Here is an 18248-nt window from a genome sequence, read left to right on the forward strand (position 1 = left end):
CAGGGGGCACGGGTGAAGTGGCCCGGCCTGTGGCCCGCCCGGCGTGGCGCCCCCGCGTTCGATGAGGCGTGCTGGCAGGCGGTGCGCCAGGGCCTGCCACTGCTCGCCGACCTCGAGGACAGCGAGGCCGCACGGCTGGGCGCACGCGCCTGGCAGCAGCTGCACCGCTGGCAGTGGGCGACTTCCGAGGGGGTCGAGTACGATCTCGCCGCCCAGCTCGCAATCGCCGCCCAGGCCTGCCTGCTGACGCTGGCCTGGAGCGACGACGACGCCAGCGCGGCCTTCGCCAACGTGCATGACATCGTGCTGGTCGCCGATGCCTTCCACCGCCGCGTGACGGAGCTGGACGACTTCGGTGTGATGCACGAGTACGAGGATGAGCGTGCCGGCGAGACCTCCTGGCGCGGCCCGGTGGTGCTCGCCACCCCCGAGGTCGGCGCCAGTGGCGACTACTCCGGCTACAACGTGATCATCCACGAGTTCGCCCACAAGCTCGACCTGGGCAACTCCCACGACGTCGACGGCTTCCCGCCGCTCGCCGCCGCGAGCGATGTCACCGCCCAGGAGTGGCATCGCATCTTCACCGCGGTGTGGGACGACCTGCAGGCGCACCTCGCCCGCGGCGCAGAGACGCCGATCGACGACTACGCCGCCACCCACCCCGGCGAGTGCTTCGCGGTCTGCTGCGAACTCTTCTTCACCGCCCCGGATCAGTTGTTCGAGGTCTATCCCGAGCTTTACGACCTGCTGAAGCGCTACTTCGGGCAGGATGCCATGACGCGCTTCACACGCCCCCCGCCATCCGCCTGAGGCCGATTTCAACGCCGTATTGCTGAGCGCAGGCATTCTGTAAACACCCTCTCGGCGTGCCACGCGCCTGCGCCTCGTCTTCATCGGCCGGAAAGTTCGGTAGCGATCGAGGAGGTTCCTCAGTAGAAGCGAGCAGAGTGAGGTGATCGCTCCCTATCATCCTCCCGCTTGATCACGCGCTGCTTTTTCTCGAAAAGGTGTTTGATGCGGGTTTTTCGACGAGACGACATGCTCGTTCTTCCCTGCTAATTACCGCACGTTGACGTGCGATGAAAAAGTGGCCATAAGATGATGGGACATACAGTATCCAACACTTATCTATTGGAAAAATGACAGCAAATCATCGGAAATTCTCACCTTTTCAGGCATCTTAGATCAATCCTCGAAAAAGACCTGACGTCCTGTCGTGATCTGATCTCACCAAGGCGCATCATGAAATGATACTGGAGCATTTTTTACGTATCTTTCTTGGTTAAAATTCGAACGCAATAGCGTAAAAAATCGCCGGATGGAGGATCAAGATGTCGGCGCCATTCGCCAAGCCCAAAGACGCGGTGACGACACCGCTGAACAAGGGGCCTTGCGTGCCATTCATCCCGCTGTTCCAGGGATATTCGATAGAGGCCACACCGAAGGCAATACTTGGAGACAGGGTCGAATGGGGCGCCGTCCCCGAGGAAACCCGCATTTTCATCCCCCAATTCCCGAAGAATACGCACGAGGAGATGCTGGCGTGCGCCAAGCGATTGCAGGGCATGGGGTTCAAACCGGTACCCCATGTGACCGCACGTAGCCTGGCCGACAAGCGTGCATTCGAGCGTTTGCTATCGAAACTGGTGGAAGAGACCGCCGTCGATGAGATCCTGCTGCTGGCCGGCGGCGACGACACGCCTCGCGGCCAGCTCGGCAACACGCTCGAGCTGCTGGAGTCGGGTATCATCGAGCGTGTCGGCATACGGCGTATCGGTGTGGCGGGGCACTCGGAGGGTCACCCCGAGGCGACGCAGGAAGCGCTCGACCGTGCGTTGGCGATCAAGAATGCCTTTTCGGTCGAGACCGGTATACCACTCTACATCGTCACCCAGTTTTTCTTCGATGCCGACCCTTTCATTGCCTGGGAGCGTCGTATTCGGGAGCAAGGCAATCGGTTGCCGATTCATGCCGGCCTGCACGGTCTGGCCAGTGGCCCCAGCCTGCTCAAGCACGCCATGGCTTGCGGGGTCGGTTCCTCGGTCAAGGTGCTGCGCAGGAACATGACCGGATTGAGAGGATTGCTGAGCCTGAGCTGGCGAGGTCAGGATCCGGGCCGGATCGTCAAGGCACTGGCTGCCTCCAAAGAGCGCGATCCGGCCAGCAACCTCGCGGGCTTCCACTTTTATGCCCTGGGTGCGTTCGATCTCACGGTGAAGTGGGCCAATCGTTTCGCGCAAACTCGAGGATGACCGGGGTCATCGCCCCGTCGGCGCCGTCTCTCTAGCAACGACCCACCGGTAGCCAACGACCCACCGGTAGCCGGCAAGATACCGCGTATCGGATAGCCCGCCTCCGCCCGACGGACAGCGTGTCGAATAGAATTGGGATCGCCTCTACACCGATCTCGCTGCCATCACGCGCTCAAACGCCTCCCGCCAAGCCCCGGCCTGTCGCGCCGGATCGACGGGGAACCGACCCAGTTCCACGGCAAGATCGAAGAAGCCCTGGGCGGGCAGCCCTTCTCCGCGGCGGCTGACGACCAGCGCGGCGATCAAGGGCCGGCCGTGCTCGGCGTCTTCACGCATCAGGCTTTCCAGCGCCTGGGCGACGCGTTGAATGGTGCGCGGCGGCTGCAAGCCCAGCGCCTCGGCGAGCTGCTGGTAGGTGATCGGTAGCGCCTCGCGGGGAGCCGCCTCCAGGTAGTGGCGAATGCACTGGGGAAGTGCGGAATCTTGGGTCATCGGGCTCAGGCGTCAGGGTCGAACAGTTTTACCTCGCGGATATCGACGTGCTCCCAGACACGGCCGGTCAGGTAGGGCTCGGTCTCGAGCCAGGCGTCGAGCGCGGCGCGATCTTCGAACTGAAAATGCGCGTTGGAGCCGATCATCTTGCCGTTCTCATCCAGGAATGCCCCGCCGCTCAGGAATTTTCCCTGCCTGGCGAGTTCCTGAATACCGGCCAGATGGGCCTCGCGATTGGCCAGGCGGCGGTCGAGCGCGCCGTCATCGGTGTAGTCGTGCGCCACGACCGCGTACTGTGTCATGCCCTGCTCTCCTCGTTGTTTCGCCACTGGATAGAGTCGGCATCATGCGCCAAGCGCTCGGCGTGAACAAACCGACATCCGAGATGCCGGTGACCCATCCGCCAGGTTCAGCCAAGCGCCTGCGCTCGGGTATGCTAGCCAGATGAAGCTCGCCCTGCTGCGGCTATGTTTCGGCGCCCGCTGCCGTACCGAATGCCCGCATCCACTTAGAGGTCTCATGCGAAAGATTCTGCTCGTCGACAACGGCTCCCTGCGCCCCGCCGCGACGCTCAACCTGCGCCGGCTCGCCGAGGCCCTGAGCCAGGCCAGTGGCGAGGCGGTCGAGGCCACCTCGCTGCTGCACTCGTTCAAGATTCCACCCGAGCAGCTCGGCGGGCACAAGGCCGTCTCGCTGGGCCCGCTGGCCGAGCGCCATGCCGCCGCGGGCGTGACCGAGCTGCTGATCCTGCCCTTCTTCTTCGGGCCGAGCCAGGCGCTGACGCGCTATCTGCCGGAGCGGCTGGCCGAGGTGCAGGCCAACTACCCCCAGCTTTCGGTGAAGGTCGCCCCGCCGCTGATCGATACGCTGCTGGCGCCGGATCTGCGCCTGGCACAGCTTCTCGCCGACAACGTGCGCGAACGCATGACAGGCCGGCCCCGCCCGCAGGTCGTGCTGGTCGACCACGGCAGCCCGATCCCCGAGGTCACGGCGGTGCGCAACTACCTCACCGGGCAGCTGAGCGCGCTGCTGGCCGATGAGGTCGCGTGTGTGACCTTTGCCTCGATGGAGCGCCGCGAGGGCGATGCCTACCGATTCAACGAGCCACTGCTGGAGGATCTGCTCGCCTCCCCGGCCCTGGCCGAGGGTGACGTGATCCTCGCGATGCTGTTTCTCTCTCCGGGCCGCCACGCCGGCGAGGGAGGCGATATCGCCGAGATCTGCACCCAGGCGATGTCCCGCTCCCCCGGCCTGAGCGTGGAAACAACGCGGTTGGTGGGCGAGAACGACGCCATCGTCGAGATCCTTGCCACTCGCCTGCAGCAGGCACTCGCCGGTGGTCCCCTGCTGATGGCGCTCGCCTCGGCGTCGCCGCCGGCGTGAGCGACGCCCGACCAGGCGCCTGGCCGAGGCGACCCTCAGCACGACCCTCTGCAACGACACTTCAAAGGCGCTTCCCATGATCGATCTACGCAGCGATACCGTGACCCGACCCAGCGCCGAGATGCGCCAGGTGATGTTCGACGCTCCCCTGGGTGACGACGTCTGGGGCGACGACCCCAGTGTCCATCAGTTGCAGCACTACGCCGCCGCCCAGGCCGGCAAGGCGGCGGCACTGTTCTTTCCCTCCGGCACCCAGAGCAACCTGGTCGCGCTGATGAGCCACTGCCAGCGCGGCGACGAATATATCGTCGGCCAGCAGGCGCACACCTATCGCCTGGAGGGCGGCGGCGCGGCGGTACTGGGCAGCATCCAGCCGCAGCCGATCGACAACGCCGCCGACGGTAGCCTGCCGATGGAGAAGATCGCTGCCGCGATCAAGCCGATCGACCCGCACTTCGCCCGGACCCGGCTGCTGGCGCTGGAGAACACCTTCAATGGGCAGGTGCTGGATGCCGACTACGTCCATCAGGCGACCGCGCTGGCCCGCCGCCATGGCCTCGCCACCCATCTCGACGGTGCCCGGGTGGGCAATGCCGTGACCGCCAGCGGCTCGACGCTGGAAGCGCTGTGTGCCCCCTTCGACAGCGTCTCGATCTGCTGCTCCAAGGGTCTCGGCGCGCCGGCCGGTTCGGTACTGGTGGGCAGCCAGGCGCTGATCGATCAGGCCCGGCGCTGGCGCAAGGTGGTGGGCGGCGGCATGCGCCAGGTGGGGCTACTGGCAGCGGCCTGCGAATATGCGCTGACACACCATCTGCCGGCCTTGGCCGCGGATCATGCCAAGGCCGAGCGCCTGGCGGCAGGACTCGGCGCCATCGACGGCATCGAGGTGACCTCGCAGGCGACCAACATGGTATTCGTGCGCTTCAACCGCGGCGACACCTTCGACCCCGAGCACCTGCACGCCTGGCTGAGGGAGCGCGACATCCTGGTCGGCGCGCTCTACGCGCCGCGCTTCGTCACCCACCGGGATGTTTCCGAGGCGGATATCGATCAGGTGGTGGACGCCTTCGCGCGCTACTTCGCCAGCCACTGATCCGCACCGACGGCTCACTCAGTCGACCCGGGTGGACGAGCCGGAAGCGGGACGCGTCGGCGTGGAGCGCGTCGTGGTGGTCGTGGTGGTCGTGGTCGAGCGGGTGGTGGTGGAGCTGGCCCCTGGCCCGCCATCACCACTCGGCGCGTCGGGATCGCAGACCCGCCGCGCGGTGGAGATGGTGGTGCCGCCGTCGCGGCCATGGCAGATCGTGCCACCGGCCGAGTCGTCCCGCGTCGGCGGCGGGTTGGGCGCGGTATTGATGCCGGGCACCACCTGGATCTCCAGGCGCCGCGGCACATAGTCGGCGCGGCCGTCGTGGTTGTTGTCGGGCAGTTGCACGCGCTTGCCGGTGTGCGGGTCGATACCGGTGACACTCTGCGCCAGCGCGACACCGGCCGCGGGCAGCGCCGCCACCAGGGCCAGGCTCAGCGTCAGCAACGCCGTGGCCAGCGGGCGGCGGGATCGCGATATCACAGACATGTTCCACCTCGGAGTTGGCGGGAAAGGCTTTCAGCATAGCGCACCTGCGCCGCGGCCGGCCCGGCTCAGTTCGCCGCCAGCAGCCAATCCCACAGCGCCGCTGCCGGGGCCCGCAGCTGACGGCTGGCCGGACGCACCAGCCAGAACGCCTCGTCGGTGGCCATGTCCAGGGCGAAGGGCGCCACCAGGTCGCGGCTCGCCTCGAGCAGGCGGCGATGCGACAGCGCGATCCCCCCGCCATAGCCGGCCAGCGCCAGGGTAGTCACGTGGGTATCGCAGATCATCGCCCGACAGCGACTCTCGAGCCCGGCGACCCCCGCCAGGGCCAGCCAGCTCGGCCAGCCGGCGGCGAACCCCGCGGCGTGCAGCAGCGTCTCGCCGGCCAGATCGGCGGGCTCACGCAGGCGCTGGGCGAATGCCGCGCTGCATACCGGCAGCAGGCGCTCCTCCCCCAGGCACTGCGCGGTGAGATCGGGCCACTCGCCATGGCCATAGCGGAGCTCCAGATCCACCCCTTCGGCACCGAAGTCATCTGCCCAGATCGCGCTCACCAGGCGCAGGGTGACCTGCGGGTGGGCCTGCTGGAAACGCAGCAGCCGTGGCGCCAGCCAGGTCTGCTGGAGTGCTGGCGTGGCGCGCAGGGTGACCGGCGCATCGGGGCTCGGCCCGAACACCTCGGCGGTGCCTTCGGCCAGCCGCGTGAAAGCGTCCTGCACGCTGGGCAGCCAGGCGCGCCCGGCCGGGGTCAGCGCCAGACTGCGCGGATGGCGCACGAACAGCGGCTGCCCGACGCGATCCTCGAGCAGCCGGATACGCTGGCTGATCGCCGACTGGGTCACCCCCAGTTCACGCCCCGCGGCGGTGAAGCTGAGCGTACGCGCGGCCGCCTCGAACGCATGTAGCCAGAGCACCGGAGGTAGTTGGGCCATGGAATTCTCTCCTCGTCTCTCCCTGTGATCGCGCTCCGGCTTCGACATCGCTGTCGACTTCGGCATCGACACGGATCATGGGAGATGTTGCAACAGACCGCGAACGCGCATGGCATAGGCCATAGCCTAAGCAGGGTATTAGCTCAGCTTGGCCTTAGCCGACAGATTAATCGTTTGTCACCCTTCACCGCCATCCGCATCCTGTATCGATACCGCGAGACGCGAGGCGTCGACGCGCGCCTTTCACTCGCCCATCGCTGATCCGCTCATCCGTCATTCGCCCACAAGAGATGGCCACGCCATCGGGAGTTCGAGTCTTGTCATCCGGTAATGCCTTTCCCCCCGCTTCCACCCCGAGCGCCGAGGCGCGCGTCGAGATGGCCGAGCTACGCCGCTACCGCCAGGGCGAGGGCGCGCCCGACGTCGCCCTGGTGGAGGCCAGGCGGCAGTCACGCCAGGTGGGGTTGAGCTGGGCCGATGGCAGTCACGGCGAATTTCCTCAGCGCTGGCTGCGCGATCACTGCGCCTGCTCGGCGTGCCGCCACCCGCTGACCCGCGAACGGCTCTACTCGCTGCTCGACGACCCACTGTGGACAACTCTCGGCACCGACGACGCCCTGGCCGAGCTGGAGGTCGCCGCCGACTGCCTGAGCCTGACCTGGGCCGATGGCCATCGCTCGCGCTTCGATGCCGGCTGGCTCCATCAGCGCCGTCCCGGCCAGGCGCTGGACACGCTGCTGCCCCGCGCCGCGCCGTGGCAACTCGACTTCTCCCCGCACCACGTGAGCCACGCCGAGTTCAGCGACAGCCAAGCCGGGCGCCAGCGCTGGATCGAGGCGCTGCTGCGCGACGGCCTGGTGCTGCTCGACGATGGCCCGCGCGAGCTGGAGACGGTCTCCCGGATCGCCGAGCAGATCGGCCCGCAGCGCGCGACCAACTTCGGTGCCCGCTTCGACGTGCGCTCGGTGCCCAATCCGAACAACGCGGCCTATACCGCGATCGGCCTGGCGCTGCACACCGATCTCCCCAACTGGCGCCAGCCGCCGGACATCCAGCTGCTCTACTGCCTGGAGAACGACGCCGAGGGCGGCGAGTCGAGCTTCACCGACGGCTTTGCCGCGGCGCGCGAGCTGCGTGAGCGTGATCCGCAGGCGTTTCGCCTGCTCAGCGAGACTCCGATCGACTTCCGCTTCCAGGACGATGGCCACGATATCGCCGTGCGCCAACCGGTGATCGACCTGGATAGCGACGGCGAGCCGTGCGAGATCCGTTTCAACAACTGGATTCGTGACACCCTGAGCCTGCCGCTGGCGCAGATCGATGCCTGGTACGACGCCTACCACGCCTTCTGGCAGGTGCTGCGCGAGCCGCAGCGCCGGGTCGAGCTGACCCTGGCGCCGGGGCAGATGGTGGCGTTCGACAATCGCCGTGTGCTGCATGGGCGTAACGCCTTCGACCCCAACACCGGCAAGCGCCACCTCCAGGGCACCTATCTCGATCTCGACATGCTGCAGTCGCATCTGCGCGTGCTGACACGCTGACAGGCTGCCGCTGACGCGAGCCCTTCCCCGCCATCAAGGAGAACGACAATGAGATATGCGACCACCCTGTCCGCCCTGCTGCTGGGCACCGGCCTGGGCCTGAGCGCCATGCCGGCGGCCCAGGCTGCGGACGACACCATCGTCTTCGGGGCGCCCGCCTGGCCCGGCATCAGCGTCAAGACCGAGATCGCCAGTCAGCTCCTGGGCGCCCTCGGCTATCACCCCAAGACCGAGGAGATCGGGCTGCAGGTCATCTACCAGGGCCTGGATAGTGGTGACGTCGACCTCTTCCTGGGGGCCTGGCTACCGGCCCAGCAGCCGATGCTGGAGCCGCTGGAGAAGAAGGGCAGCGTGCGCCGCCTGGCCACCAACGTGACCGGCGCGCAGATGACGCTGGCAGTGCCCAAGTCTGTCTACGAGAGTGGCATCACCTCGTTCGCCGATCTCGACGCCCATCGCGACGAGTTCGGTGGCGAGATCTATGGCTTCGGTGCCGGCTCCGCCGCGAGCGAGATCCTGCACAAGGCGATCGACTCAGACACCTGGGGGCTGGGCGACTGGACGCTGGTCGACACCAGCACCGTGGGCATGCTCAGCGCGGTCAAGAGCCACATCGACAACCACGAACCGATCGTGTGGGTCGGCTGGAAGCCGCACTGGATGAATCTCGAGTTCCCGATGCGCTATCTGAGCGACAGCAAGAATCTGTTCGGCAAGGGCAACGGCGCCAGCGACGTGCGCACGCTGATCGCCAGCGCCTACGCCGAGACACATCCCAACCTGGTGACCTTCTTCGATCAGTTCACCTTCTCCGCCGCGGCGCAGAGCTGGATGATCCAGCAGTACGGTCAGGTCGGCGAGTCGCAGCAGGCGGTGGCCAAGACGTGGATCACGGCGCATCCGGAGCAGGTGCAGGCGATGCTGAAGGACGTCGAGACCACCGCCGGCGAGCCCGCCTGGCCGGCGGTGAAGGCGGCGTTCTCGCTGTGAGGCGCCGCGCCGAGCACAGCCTGGCGCCATAGCACACAAGCGTTACATTTTTTCCGAGATTTTTTGATCTCGCCGGGAACTAAGCCACACAGCGGCACTCTGAGTAGGTGTTCCCTTGAATGATCCCTTACTTGCCCACCATCCCCTGGTGGGCATTTTTTTGCCTGACTGTTTTCCAGGTCGAGCCCGGGCGCCGCTCCCTGCGCCAGATCGACGAGTGCCGCCAGGCGTCGTCTCCAAGCTAGGGTAACGGCGGCACCCGCCCCGCCATCTCCGCCACCATGAACTCGACGAAGCGTTTGACCCGCAGGCTCTCGCGGGCACGCGCGCTGTAGAGCAGATGGAAGTCGGCGGCGACTCCGCGCCACTCGGGCAGCAGCTCGACCAGTTCACCGCGCGCGAGCAGCCCATGTACGTCCCACCAGGAGCGCAGCAGCACCCCGTGGCCATCACGCGCCAGACGAGTCATCGCCTCGCCGTCATTGCTCGACAGCCGGCCGTGCACGCGCACCGTACGCTGCTCGCGCGGATCCGCGCTGGACTCGAAGCGCCACAGCGCATAGTCGGTATCGTTCTCGCGTATCACCAGACAGTCGTGCTGGGCCAGATCCTCCGGCACCCTTAGCGGTGGCCGGCCGGCCAGGTAGGCCGGGGCGGCACACAGGATACGGCGGTTGGCGAGTAGCCGCCGGGCGATCCAGCGCGCATCCGGCGGCTCGCCCACCCGGATGTGGATATCCACGCCCTGGGCGTCGAGCCCACGCGGGAAGTTGCTCAACTCCAGCTGCAGCGAGAGTTGAGGGTGGCAGGCGGCGAAGCGCGAGAGCAGCGGCGCCACGTGGCGACGGCCGAAGCCGAAGGTGGCGTTGACGTGCAACCGCCCGCTCAGCGCCGAGCCCTGCTCGCGCAGCGAGTTCTCGAGTTCACCGAGATCGTCGAGGATCAGTGCGCCGCGCTGCAGGTAGCGCTCCCCCTCCGGGGTGAGCGTCAGGCGACGGGTGGTGCGGGTCGCCAATGCCACACCCAGCCGCTGCTCCAGCTGCTGCAGGCGCTTGCTGACCGCGGAGAGTGATACCCCCAGCTCGCGTGCCGCCCCGGTCAGGCTGCGCGCCCGGGCGATATGCTGGAAAAAGGCCAGATCGTCGAGCGCTGCCACGCCATTCTCCACCTGTATTCAACAATGGATTGCATGATAGCCCGATTATCGCCAGGAAGAGAGGGCCTACACTGCAGGCATATCTGCAGGCAGGCACGCGAGACGCGCGCCTGTTTCCGGGGTTCGCGCACTTCACCATCGAGGTCGCCCGGGTCGACGGCGAGGACCTGCCCTGCGCTCCCGAGGAGACGCCCGCCGGCGCGCTCCATCATCTCATCGACTTCATGAGGTAATCCCCATGGCTAGCCAGACCCATCGCATCGCCGTCATTCCCGGCGACGGCATCGGCACCGAGGTGATGCCGGAAGGCCTGCGCGTGCTCAAGGCCGCCGCCCGTCGTTTCGATATCGAGCTCGAGTTCGAGGAGTTCGCCTTCGGCAGCTGCGACTACTACCTCGAGCACGGCCAGATGCTGCCGGACGACTGGTTCGACATCCTGTCGCGGTTCGACGCGATCTTCTACGGTGCGGTGGGTTGGCCGGAGAAAGTGCCTGACCATATCTCGCTGTGGGGCTCGCTGCTGCAGTTCCGGCGCCATTTCGACCAGTACATCAACCTGCGCCCCTGCCGGCTGATGCCGGGCATCAAGAGCCCGCTGGCAGACCGCCATCCCGGCGACATCGACTTCTACGTGGTGCGCGAGAACACCGAGGGCGAGTACTCGAGCATCGGCGGCAAGATCTTCGAAGGCACCGAACGCGAGACGGTGATGCAGGAGACCGTGATGACCCGGACCGGGGTGGACCGGGTGCTCAAGTACGCTTTCGAGCTGGCCCAGAGCCGCCCGCGCAAGAAGCTGACCTCGGCGACCAAATCCAATGGCATCTCGATCACCATGCCCTACTGGGACGAGCGGGTGAAGGCGATGGCAGCGCACTACCCGGAAATCGGCGTGGATCAGTTCCATATCGATATCCTGACCGCCAATTTCGTGCTGCACCCGGACTGGTTCGACGTGGTTGTCGCCAGCAACCTGTTCGGAGACATTCTTTCCGACCTCGGCCCGGCCTGTACCGGCACCATCGGCATCGCGCCCTCGGCCAACATCAATCCCGAGGGCAAGTTCCCCAGCCTGTTCGAACCGGTCCACGGCAGCGCCCCGGACATCGCCGGCCAGGGCATCGCCAATCCGATCGGCCAGATCTGGTGCGGCGCGATGATGCTCGAACATCTGGGTCACGACGCCGCCGGCGCCGCCATCGTCAGCGCCATCGAGCACGTGCTGGCCAGCGATGACCGCACGCTGCTCACCCCGGACATCAAGGGCCAGGGCACCACCGAGAGCCTGGGCCGGGCGATCGCCGAGGCGCTCTGACACCGCCGCGACAGGCGCATCCCGGGTTGGATGCGCCCTCCCGTCGCGCCCGGCGGCAGGAATCAGGCAAGCAATCAGTCAAAGGCGCTGATAGAAGTGAAGGAGGCACGCACAGTGTCTTGCCTGATCAGCCGCAAGACAGCCATCACACCGGTCATCGCTGCCCAAAGGCCATCGCTTTTGGTTTCGGCCGGATGTCTTGCCTGAACTGACTGGCGAGTGAGCGGGCGATGCCTCTATAGAAGCGCGCCAGATCCTCCTTGAGGTTCTCCCGGGCTCGATGCTGATCCACGTAGTAGGCCGCGCGCACGCCGTTGAACTGCTGCTCGGCGCCGATCTGGAGGAAGTTCAAGCCAAAGCGTCTGAGCAATCTGGCCAGTCTGGGCTCCATCAGCGCAAAGGCGTGCTGCCTCTCCAACAAGCCGATCATCACGGTCGACGCCAGATAGACCGAGACGCCCAAGAGCGACGCTACCCGATAGTCCTGCTCGGAAGAGGGAAAATCCGACTCCGCTCCTTCCCATTTCCTGTCAGTCGCGCGCTTTTTGCGGTACCTGCCGAGTATCGCTGCCCTGGAGACTTCACAGATCAGTCGTCGGGGTAAATTGCAGGGCGTCAGCAAGGGATTGACGAAGTATCCTGCAGCGTTCGATTCGATAGGCATCGAGGCCAGCTCCCCCTGATCGCTGCCAGGGTAGATAACCCGAATGCAGGCGACTGCCTCGCCCGTGTCACGCCGTCTGACAAAGCAGTGCAGCGCAGACTGATCGAAGGCGTCGTATTCGAGCCCGCGCTGCGGATCGCCAGGCATCTCATGCCCGAATTCATGGGTATAGACCTGATAGCGCAGGCGGTATACCTGATGTCGCTCCTGTTCGTTGATCGCCAGGACAAACTCAAATTGATCATTGAACTGATCGTACAGGTTCATACGCTCCCCATACGTGGCACTCTGAAAGCTGCGTTAACTGTCAGGAAACGCCTTTTCAGGGCGCCCCACCCAATATCCCTGAACGTAGTCAATGCCGTATATCTTGAGAATGTCGTAGACTTCCTGTCGGTCGACAAACTCGGCCACTGTACACTTACCGAACCCCTTGGCGATTTCAGCGATACCTTTGACAAGCATCTGGCTCCTTCTATTTTCCGGGAGATCCTGAATAAAAGAGCCATCGATCTTGATATAGTCAGCAGGCAGCTGATCCAGATAGTAAAAACTGCTGAACCCGACACCAAAATCATCCAGCGCTATCGCACACCCCATTTTCCGGATGTCCTGAAGAATCGCGCGCGCCGTCGAGAAATCTGTCACTGCCGCTGTTTCCGTCACCTCGATGATCAGCCTTTCCGGCGCCACGCCACTGTCGTGCAACTGCTGCCCCAGGAACGCAGTCAGCGTCTCGTCTCTAAGAGACTGGCCAGAGATGTTGAGCGCAAACCGCGTCGACGAGTTCGGTATCGACCGCATCATGCTCAGGCTGTTCGAAATGACCCAGCGGTCGATCGCCAGAATCTGACCACTCCTCTCCGCAACAGGGATAAAGAGGCCAGGCGAAACGAGCTCCCCAGTGTCCGGCGAGATCATGCGGATCAAAAGCTCATAGTGCTCCGCTTCGTTTCCGCTGACACTCCTGATCGGCTGACGCCAAAGTTCGAAACCATCGTTTTCCAGGCTGAGCCTTATTTGCTCTTCCCAATAGACGCGCTTTTGCAGAGACTCCCGATCCGCCGTGGACGACAGCAGATGCCATCTTTTCAACGCATCCTCTTTGGCGCGATACATTGCAAAATCGGCGCTCGCCATGAGCTCTTTGGGTGACCCCCCATTTTCGGGATAGCATGCAACACCAATACTGGCGACAGCACGATACTTTTGTCCATCCACATCCAGACTGATTTCATCCAGATTCAGTATGATTTTTTCTGCCACCTCGACGGCTCGGTCAGCACTGGCGTTCTCCAGCAATACAGCAAACTCATCACCGCCAAGCCGCGCCACTAGACCAATATGACTGAATTGACCGCGAAACAGATCGGAAATCATCACGAGCAATCTATCACCGGCCTGGTGACCGCCGAGCTCGTTCAGCTCCTTGAATCGATCCAGATCCAGATAGAGCATGGCCCCGCTATTGTGCGGTGTGACGGCTCTGGCCAACGCCTCTTCGAAATAACGTCGATTATAGAGTTCGGTCAAGGGGTCACGATGGGCCAACCAGGCAAGTCGAATCTCGGCATTCTTGCGTTCCGTGATATCCACCCCGACGGACACCATCGCGCCCGGTGCGCTCGACCAGGATACGAGCGGCGCATGACTCCAGGTAATCGCTTTACTCGAGCCATCCGGCGCATGCAGTTCGCTCTCTTCAGAGCGCCCCGGGAGTGACGACAAACCCCATTCACCACCCAGAGGCAAGAAACAGCTCTTGAAAGATTGCCCCATCAACTCGTCACTCACCTTGCCGACCATGAAAGCGGCATAGCGATTGGCCAGCAGTATCTTGTCGTCACCATCATGGACGACGACCAGAACCTGGGCAGAGTTCATGAGATTATTGACGAGATCCCGCTCCCTCTCCAACGCATCCACCTGGTTTTCCAGCTCGATGCCTCGAGACTTTACCTCCATTTCCAGGGCTTCCAACTGGAAGGAAAGCTCGACGGCCGTATCGGAAAGCACGTCGATCTCATCGCGGGCCTTGCCGGAATAGTGGCGAGAGATTCGTCCTCTAACGTCCTCGAACTCCCCTTTGGCGAGGCCGGGAAGGTACAGGCTGAGCGTGCGAATTCTTCGTGTAGGGCGCCACAGAATGAGCAAAAGAAAAGCTTCGGCCCAGAGCCATCCCGTCACGCTGGCCAGCGCAACAGATCGCGTCGAGGCTTTTATTTCAGCCAACTGTTGCGTCACATTATCGAAAGAAATGAAATAACCACCCCCGCCACCTGATGAACCGGCTTGGTTCAACGCGACGGCGCCAATCATGTACTGCTGCCTTCGAAACTCGATACTGCGATGGCGTTTCACGAGTGCTGGTAACGACAAGTGGCGCGACGCCTCGCGCAAGAGAGGCAGGGTCTCGTCGTAGTGGGTCATCGCCAGTACCAAGGAGTTCCAGGGCTGCAGCCGATGATCAGCGTGCAGCCCCGTCTTCTCCAAATTGACCTTTCCCTCGGACAGCAGCGCCAGGTCATCACCAGAGCTTCTCTGGAACTCTCCCATCACATCGACCAGTGATCTGGACAGCAGCAAAACGCCGGCGTTGTCCCCCTCGACCAAGATGGGCACGGCGACGTATTGGCGGCACGTCATCTTACATATCAATCTATCGTCAGGGCTCTCGCTGGCAATGATGTTCATCAGCCAGCTTTTTTCGGGCGGTACTTCAGGGGCTTCGCTATAGAGGCCACCGTAGGTCGCCAGATGCTCGCCTTGCGTGTCGTAGATCACCAGCTCATCGACGCCGGCATCGAGCTGTAACGTCGGCCATTGCGAATCCAATGCCTCTGAAACCGGCACACTCCCCTCTTGACTCAATGAGACTTTCAGGGCTTCCGACGCGGCGACGATCGCGGCCAGCTGCTTCAACTCGGACGCGGAACTACGTAACGCCACACTGATTTGGTGCCGCTGCCTCTCTTGATTGGCCAGTTGATTTTCGTCGAACTGTGACATGAGGCTTCGGTAGCTGATCCAACTGATCAGCAAGGCCAGGCTCACCAGCACCAAGCTCGTCAGCGCAAAGGCTTTCCACTTCAAGCTGAGCCGGTACGGCTTTTCATTTTTGCTCATTATCAGAAGCTATAGGATGTCTGAAAAAGCAGCATATTCCAGCGCCTGGTCGTCTCTTCGTCACTCTCGTTGTCCTGCCTTGGGAGCCATGCGGTGCCATCGACATGATGCCACTCCGCCTGAACCATCCATCTCGAACTGAGCGACCATTTGATGCCGGTTGACAAGTCTCGCGCAAATCTGGAATAGCTCGGCCCTCTACCTTCACTCGCATAGCGGCTACCCTCCCGATCATTTCTATCACTCACCGTCTGATCATAGCGAAGCAACCACTGCCAGTCTGGCGTCAGGCGAAACTGATATTGCACATACCAGCTTTCCCCGTCGGCAGTGCTGTTATAGATATCATTATCGAAATCTTTCAGCTCTTTATGCTGATATTCATACTCAGCCGTCAAACTCCATCTTTCTGCATTGTACTGCGCAGACAAAATGACCGGCTGAAAAACAAACTCCCCTTTAGCACTCGGGTTCTGCCGCGACTGGAATGAAGACCTGACCCTGGCAGCACTGACACCCAAGTTGACACGACCGCCGTCGTGGGCATAAAGCACCTGCAAAATGGAGGAAATCCGACCATCCAGGGAGGGCTTGGTTGGAGATAGAGATATCTCGGCATCGCCATTGACCTGGGGAATACCTAACCCCCCTTGGATATATAGCGTCCCCCTAGAGAAGCGTTCTTCGTCATAAACCGTGATGCCATCGGATGCCAGTCCCAGCGAGCGACTTCTATCGAAATAGATGGACTGAGGCAACAGAATGCCGGCACGGGTCGAGGGCACGTCACGGGTTTGATTATAGATACCAAACGGATTCTTGAACCTGCCTACTTGGAGTCCAAGGACGCGCCGCTCTCCCGAGAGCAGTTGATAGTCGATGACACCGTAATCGAGAGTCGGCTTCCAGGCATCGCCGTACCCCCCCGCCTTGCGACTCAGCACCTGTCCCGCTACGAGTACGTTGCTGCGCGGCCGGAAGGAGGCGTTGAGTCCCAGTTCGGTATACTCCAGGCTTCCGGTATCGCGACTGCTCGGACCGAAGAAGTCGTTGTGATCGGTCAAGATCAGTGCCTGACTCATGAAACCGTGGACCTGGAAGGTGTCCGGCATTTCCACGGCCTGCGCCTGAGCCGCGAACGTCACACCCAGCACACTCAGCCAGCGCTGCGTCGCGCTTCGCAATACATTAATCAATGTCGATCACCCGAACCTGATTCGTCAGTTCTGAACGGTAGGCGTAGCCGATGCCACCAGGCGTGGTGGCCACGGCCTTCACCATCTCCGCCGCCGTGGCGACCTCGTTCGGCGCCTGTCCGGTACCGGAAAAGACAGCCCTGTCCCAGGCCAGACGAAGTTGATGGGGATAGACACCGAGTATCTTTTTGGCAAAGGCCTCGTGCAGCGGGTCGCCGTCCGGCAGCACGAAGACGTGTATCGCCTGCCCATCGGCCAGGGTCCGTTGGCGCATGGCGAAAATCGCCCTGACAGTCTCCAGCGATAAAGAGCTCTGAATGACTGATGGGTTGGCGATCAGGACCACCATAGGGTCGTCGCCGCGGCTCTTGACGGTAAAGAGAAGCGCCGCTACGAGGCAGATACAAGCGATCAGCGGTTGCCGCATGTCATGCGACTCCGCAGCTCGATCCCCTGGATGCTTATTGTTGGTCTGCTCATCACCAAGGACACGTTCGACTCCGAAATTGACCGTCGCGCTACCGCAATGCCGGCCTCCCACGCCACTCCTTGCGGAGACACTCCTCCGGAGTAACTCGGACTTCTCAGACCTAAAATAACAGCTTGTATCATTTTTATCTCATCGAGTGACCTGCAAAAGATAGTCATCAAAGCGTCATGGGAAATGGCAACGCTGTCCGCGGCAGACAGCGCAACCTCAGGTTCGGTGGAGACCGGCGGAGAAAAATGAAAAAGGTCTGTGTGACACCGCGCCGCGACGCGCGGGATGAAGACACACAAGTGCAGGGTATCTCTCTGCGCGACGCGGCTGGCGGCAAGGGCGTGCGGGTCGCCCGACCATGACCTAACCTAGAGGTGTGATGCGGCACGTCGCGTCAACGCTTCGGGCCACACCAGGCCCGGCGATACGTGGCAGCGGCTTTGGCACCGCGGCCCATCATACTGCCCCCGGACGACCCCAAGGATGAGGAAGACCATGACCATTTTCGAAGCCCTGCGTGAAAGTCACGACAAACAGCGCCAGCTGCTGGAATTGCTGGTGAAGACCCACGGCGACAGCGAAGGCCGCGACGAGCTGTTCAAGCGCCTGCGCGCCGAGCTGGAGAATCACGCCGCCGCCGAGGAGCGTGCGCTCTATATCCCGATGATGGAGTACGACATGACGCAGGAAAAAGCGCGTCATAGCGTCGCCGAGCATCATGAGATCGATGAGCTGATCGAGACCCTGGAGAGCACCGAATACGACTCTCCGGGCTGGCTGGCGAGCGCCAAGAAGCTGCAGCACCTGGTGACGCACCATCTGGAAGAGGAGGAGCAGGAGGTGTTCCAGCTCGCGGGCCGTGTGCTCGACGATGCCCACAAGACCTCGCTGGCCGAGACCTATCAGCAGGAGATGGAGACGCGTCGCGCCAGTTGAGCCTTCGCTCCAGCAGGCGTCGCCGCCCTACCCCTGGCGCGGCGACGCCCCTCTCGTCCCCCCGCTTGGCGCCAATCTCCCGCTGCCGACCTGGACCGCTTTCGCCACGCCTATAGGTCACTCTGCCAAGCCTCTTTTCTCCCTACTCTTGACGCGATATGCCATTGGCGCGGCACCGGGATCGTTCGGCGCCTCCCGCCTGCATCCCTGG

Annotated in this window: 17 protein-coding genes; 8 read left to right on the forward strand and 9 right to left on the reverse strand. The window is 63.2% G+C overall.

Translation table 11 applies throughout. The features are described from left to right. The first annotated feature begins 12 nt into the window (after positions 1-12). Positions 13-810 carry a M90 family metallopeptidase gene (locus DOM66_RS01910; RefSeq protein WP_232825217.1) on the forward strand — a complete coding sequence of 266 codons (798 nt, stop codon included), beginning with the start codon at positions 13-15 and terminating at the stop codon, positions 808-810. A 521-nt stretch (positions 811-1331) separates the two neighbouring features. Beyond that, positions 1332-2252, forward strand: a complete 921-nt coding sequence (locus tag DOM66_RS01915; RefSeq protein ID WP_110689083.1) for a methylenetetrahydrofolate reductase — start codon at positions 1332-1334, stop codon at positions 2250-2252. A gap of 144 nt (positions 2253-2396) precedes the next feature. Here DOM66_RS01915 and DOM66_RS01920 read toward each other — a convergent pair whose 3' ends face one another. Together DOM66_RS01920 and DOM66_RS01925 are read right to left on the reverse strand one after the other, a co-directional pair. After that, positions 2397-2744 (reverse strand): hypothetical protein, encoded by a 348-nt coding sequence (locus tag DOM66_RS01920; protein WP_110675658.1) that lies wholly within the window; start codon positions 2742-2744, stop codon positions 2397-2399. A 5-nt stretch (positions 2745-2749) separates the two neighbouring features. Beyond that, positions 2750-3046 carry a YciI family protein gene (locus DOM66_RS01925; protein WP_110689084.1) on the reverse strand — a complete coding sequence of 99 codons (297 nt, stop codon included), beginning with the start codon at positions 3044-3046 and terminating at the stop codon, positions 2750-2752. A gap of 217 nt (positions 3047-3263) precedes the next feature. Here DOM66_RS01925 and DOM66_RS01930 point away from each other — a divergent pair, with 217 nt between their 5' ends. Both DOM66_RS01930 and ltaE read left to right on the forward strand, forming a co-directional pair. Further along, positions 3264-4127 (forward strand): sirohydrochlorin chelatase, encoded by an 864-nt coding sequence (locus tag DOM66_RS01930; RefSeq protein WP_110675662.1) that lies wholly within the window; start codon positions 3264-3266, stop codon positions 4125-4127. A gap of 76 nt (positions 4128-4203) precedes the next feature. Then, positions 4204-5220 (forward strand): low-specificity L-threonine aldolase, encoded by a 1017-nt coding sequence (gene ltaE, locus DOM66_RS01935; RefSeq protein ID WP_110689085.1) that lies wholly within the window; start codon positions 4204-4206, stop codon positions 5218-5220. 18 nt (positions 5221-5238) lie between these two features. On the opposite strand, the gene DOM66_RS01940 is transcribed toward ltaE, so the two are convergent. Together DOM66_RS01940 and DOM66_RS01945 are read right to left on the reverse strand one after the other, a co-directional pair. Next, positions 5239-5703 (reverse strand): hypothetical protein, encoded by a 465-nt coding sequence (locus DOM66_RS01940; protein ID WP_110675666.1) that lies wholly within the window; start codon positions 5701-5703, stop codon positions 5239-5241. Between the two features lie 65 nt (positions 5704-5768). Beyond that, a complete protein-coding gene (locus DOM66_RS01945) occupies positions 5769-6632 on the reverse strand; it encodes a LysR substrate-binding domain-containing protein (RefSeq protein WP_110675668.1) in 864 nt (287 codons plus the stop codon). Between the two features lie 317 nt (positions 6633-6949). Here DOM66_RS01945 and DOM66_RS01950 point away from each other — a divergent pair, with 317 nt between their 5' ends. Continuing rightward, positions 6950-8173, forward strand: a complete 1224-nt coding sequence (locus DOM66_RS01950) for a TauD/TfdA family dioxygenase (RefSeq protein WP_245392340.1) — start codon at positions 6950-6952, stop codon at positions 8171-8173. A gap of 48 nt (positions 8174-8221) precedes the next feature. Beyond that, a complete protein-coding gene (locus DOM66_RS01955; protein WP_110689087.1) occupies positions 8222-9163 on the forward strand; it encodes an ABC transporter substrate-binding protein in 942 nt (313 codons plus the stop codon). 241 nt (positions 9164-9404) lie between these two features. Here DOM66_RS01955 and DOM66_RS01960 read toward each other — a convergent pair whose 3' ends face one another. Continuing rightward, positions 9405-10319: a LysR family transcriptional regulator gene (locus DOM66_RS01960; protein WP_110689088.1), complete on the reverse strand. Its 915-nt coding sequence runs from the start codon at positions 10317-10319 to the stop codon at positions 9405-9407. A 238-nt stretch (positions 10320-10557) separates the two neighbouring features. On the opposite strand from DOM66_RS01960, the gene DOM66_RS01970 reads away from it, so the two are divergent. Next, the gene (locus DOM66_RS01970; RefSeq protein WP_110675677.1) at positions 10558-11634 is read left to right on the forward strand and encodes a tartrate dehydrogenase; all 1077 of its coding nucleotides are present in this window, start codon (positions 10558-10560) and stop codon (positions 11632-11634) included. A gap of 154 nt (positions 11635-11788) precedes the next feature. On the opposite strand, the gene DOM66_RS01975 is transcribed toward DOM66_RS01970, so the two are convergent. From DOM66_RS01975 to DOM66_RS01990, 4 genes are read right to left on the reverse strand one after another with little or no spacing between them, the layout of a single operon-like run. Continuing rightward, positions 11789-12565 carry a PEP-CTERM/exosortase system-associated acyltransferase gene (locus DOM66_RS01975; RefSeq protein WP_110675679.1) on the reverse strand — a complete coding sequence of 259 codons (777 nt, stop codon included), beginning with the start codon at positions 12563-12565 and terminating at the stop codon, positions 11789-11791. Between the two features lie 33 nt (positions 12566-12598). After that, positions 12599-15424 carry a bifunctional diguanylate cyclase/phosphodiesterase gene (locus DOM66_RS01980; protein ID WP_110689089.1) on the reverse strand — a complete coding sequence of 942 codons (2826 nt, stop codon included), beginning with the start codon at positions 15422-15424 and terminating at the stop codon, positions 12599-12601. A gap of 2 nt (positions 15425-15426) precedes the next feature. Further along, positions 15427-16620 carry a hypothetical protein gene (locus DOM66_RS01985; RefSeq protein ID WP_245392341.1) on the reverse strand — a complete coding sequence of 398 codons (1194 nt, stop codon included), beginning with the start codon at positions 16618-16620 and terminating at the stop codon, positions 15427-15429. Continuing rightward, positions 16613-17047: a type 2 periplasmic-binding domain-containing protein gene (locus tag DOM66_RS01990; protein ID WP_110675683.1), complete on the reverse strand. Its 435-nt coding sequence runs from the start codon at positions 17045-17047 to the stop codon at positions 16613-16615. The genes DOM66_RS01985 and DOM66_RS01990 overlap by 8 nt, the downstream gene beginning before the upstream one ends. Positions 17048-17596: 549 nt before the next feature. Between DOM66_RS01990 and DOM66_RS01995 the strand changes: the two genes are divergently transcribed. Further along, the gene (locus DOM66_RS01995) at positions 17597-18037 is read left to right on the forward strand and encodes a hemerythrin domain-containing protein (protein WP_110675685.1); all 441 of its coding nucleotides are present in this window, start codon (positions 17597-17599) and stop codon (positions 18035-18037) included. Positions 18038-18248 lie beyond the last annotated feature (211 nt).

Origin of the sequence: Salinicola endophyticus (assembly GCF_003206575.1) — a bacterium.
GTDB classification, from domain to species: Bacteria; Pseudomonadota; Gammaproteobacteria; order Pseudomonadales; family Halomonadaceae; genus Salinicola; species Salinicola endophyticus.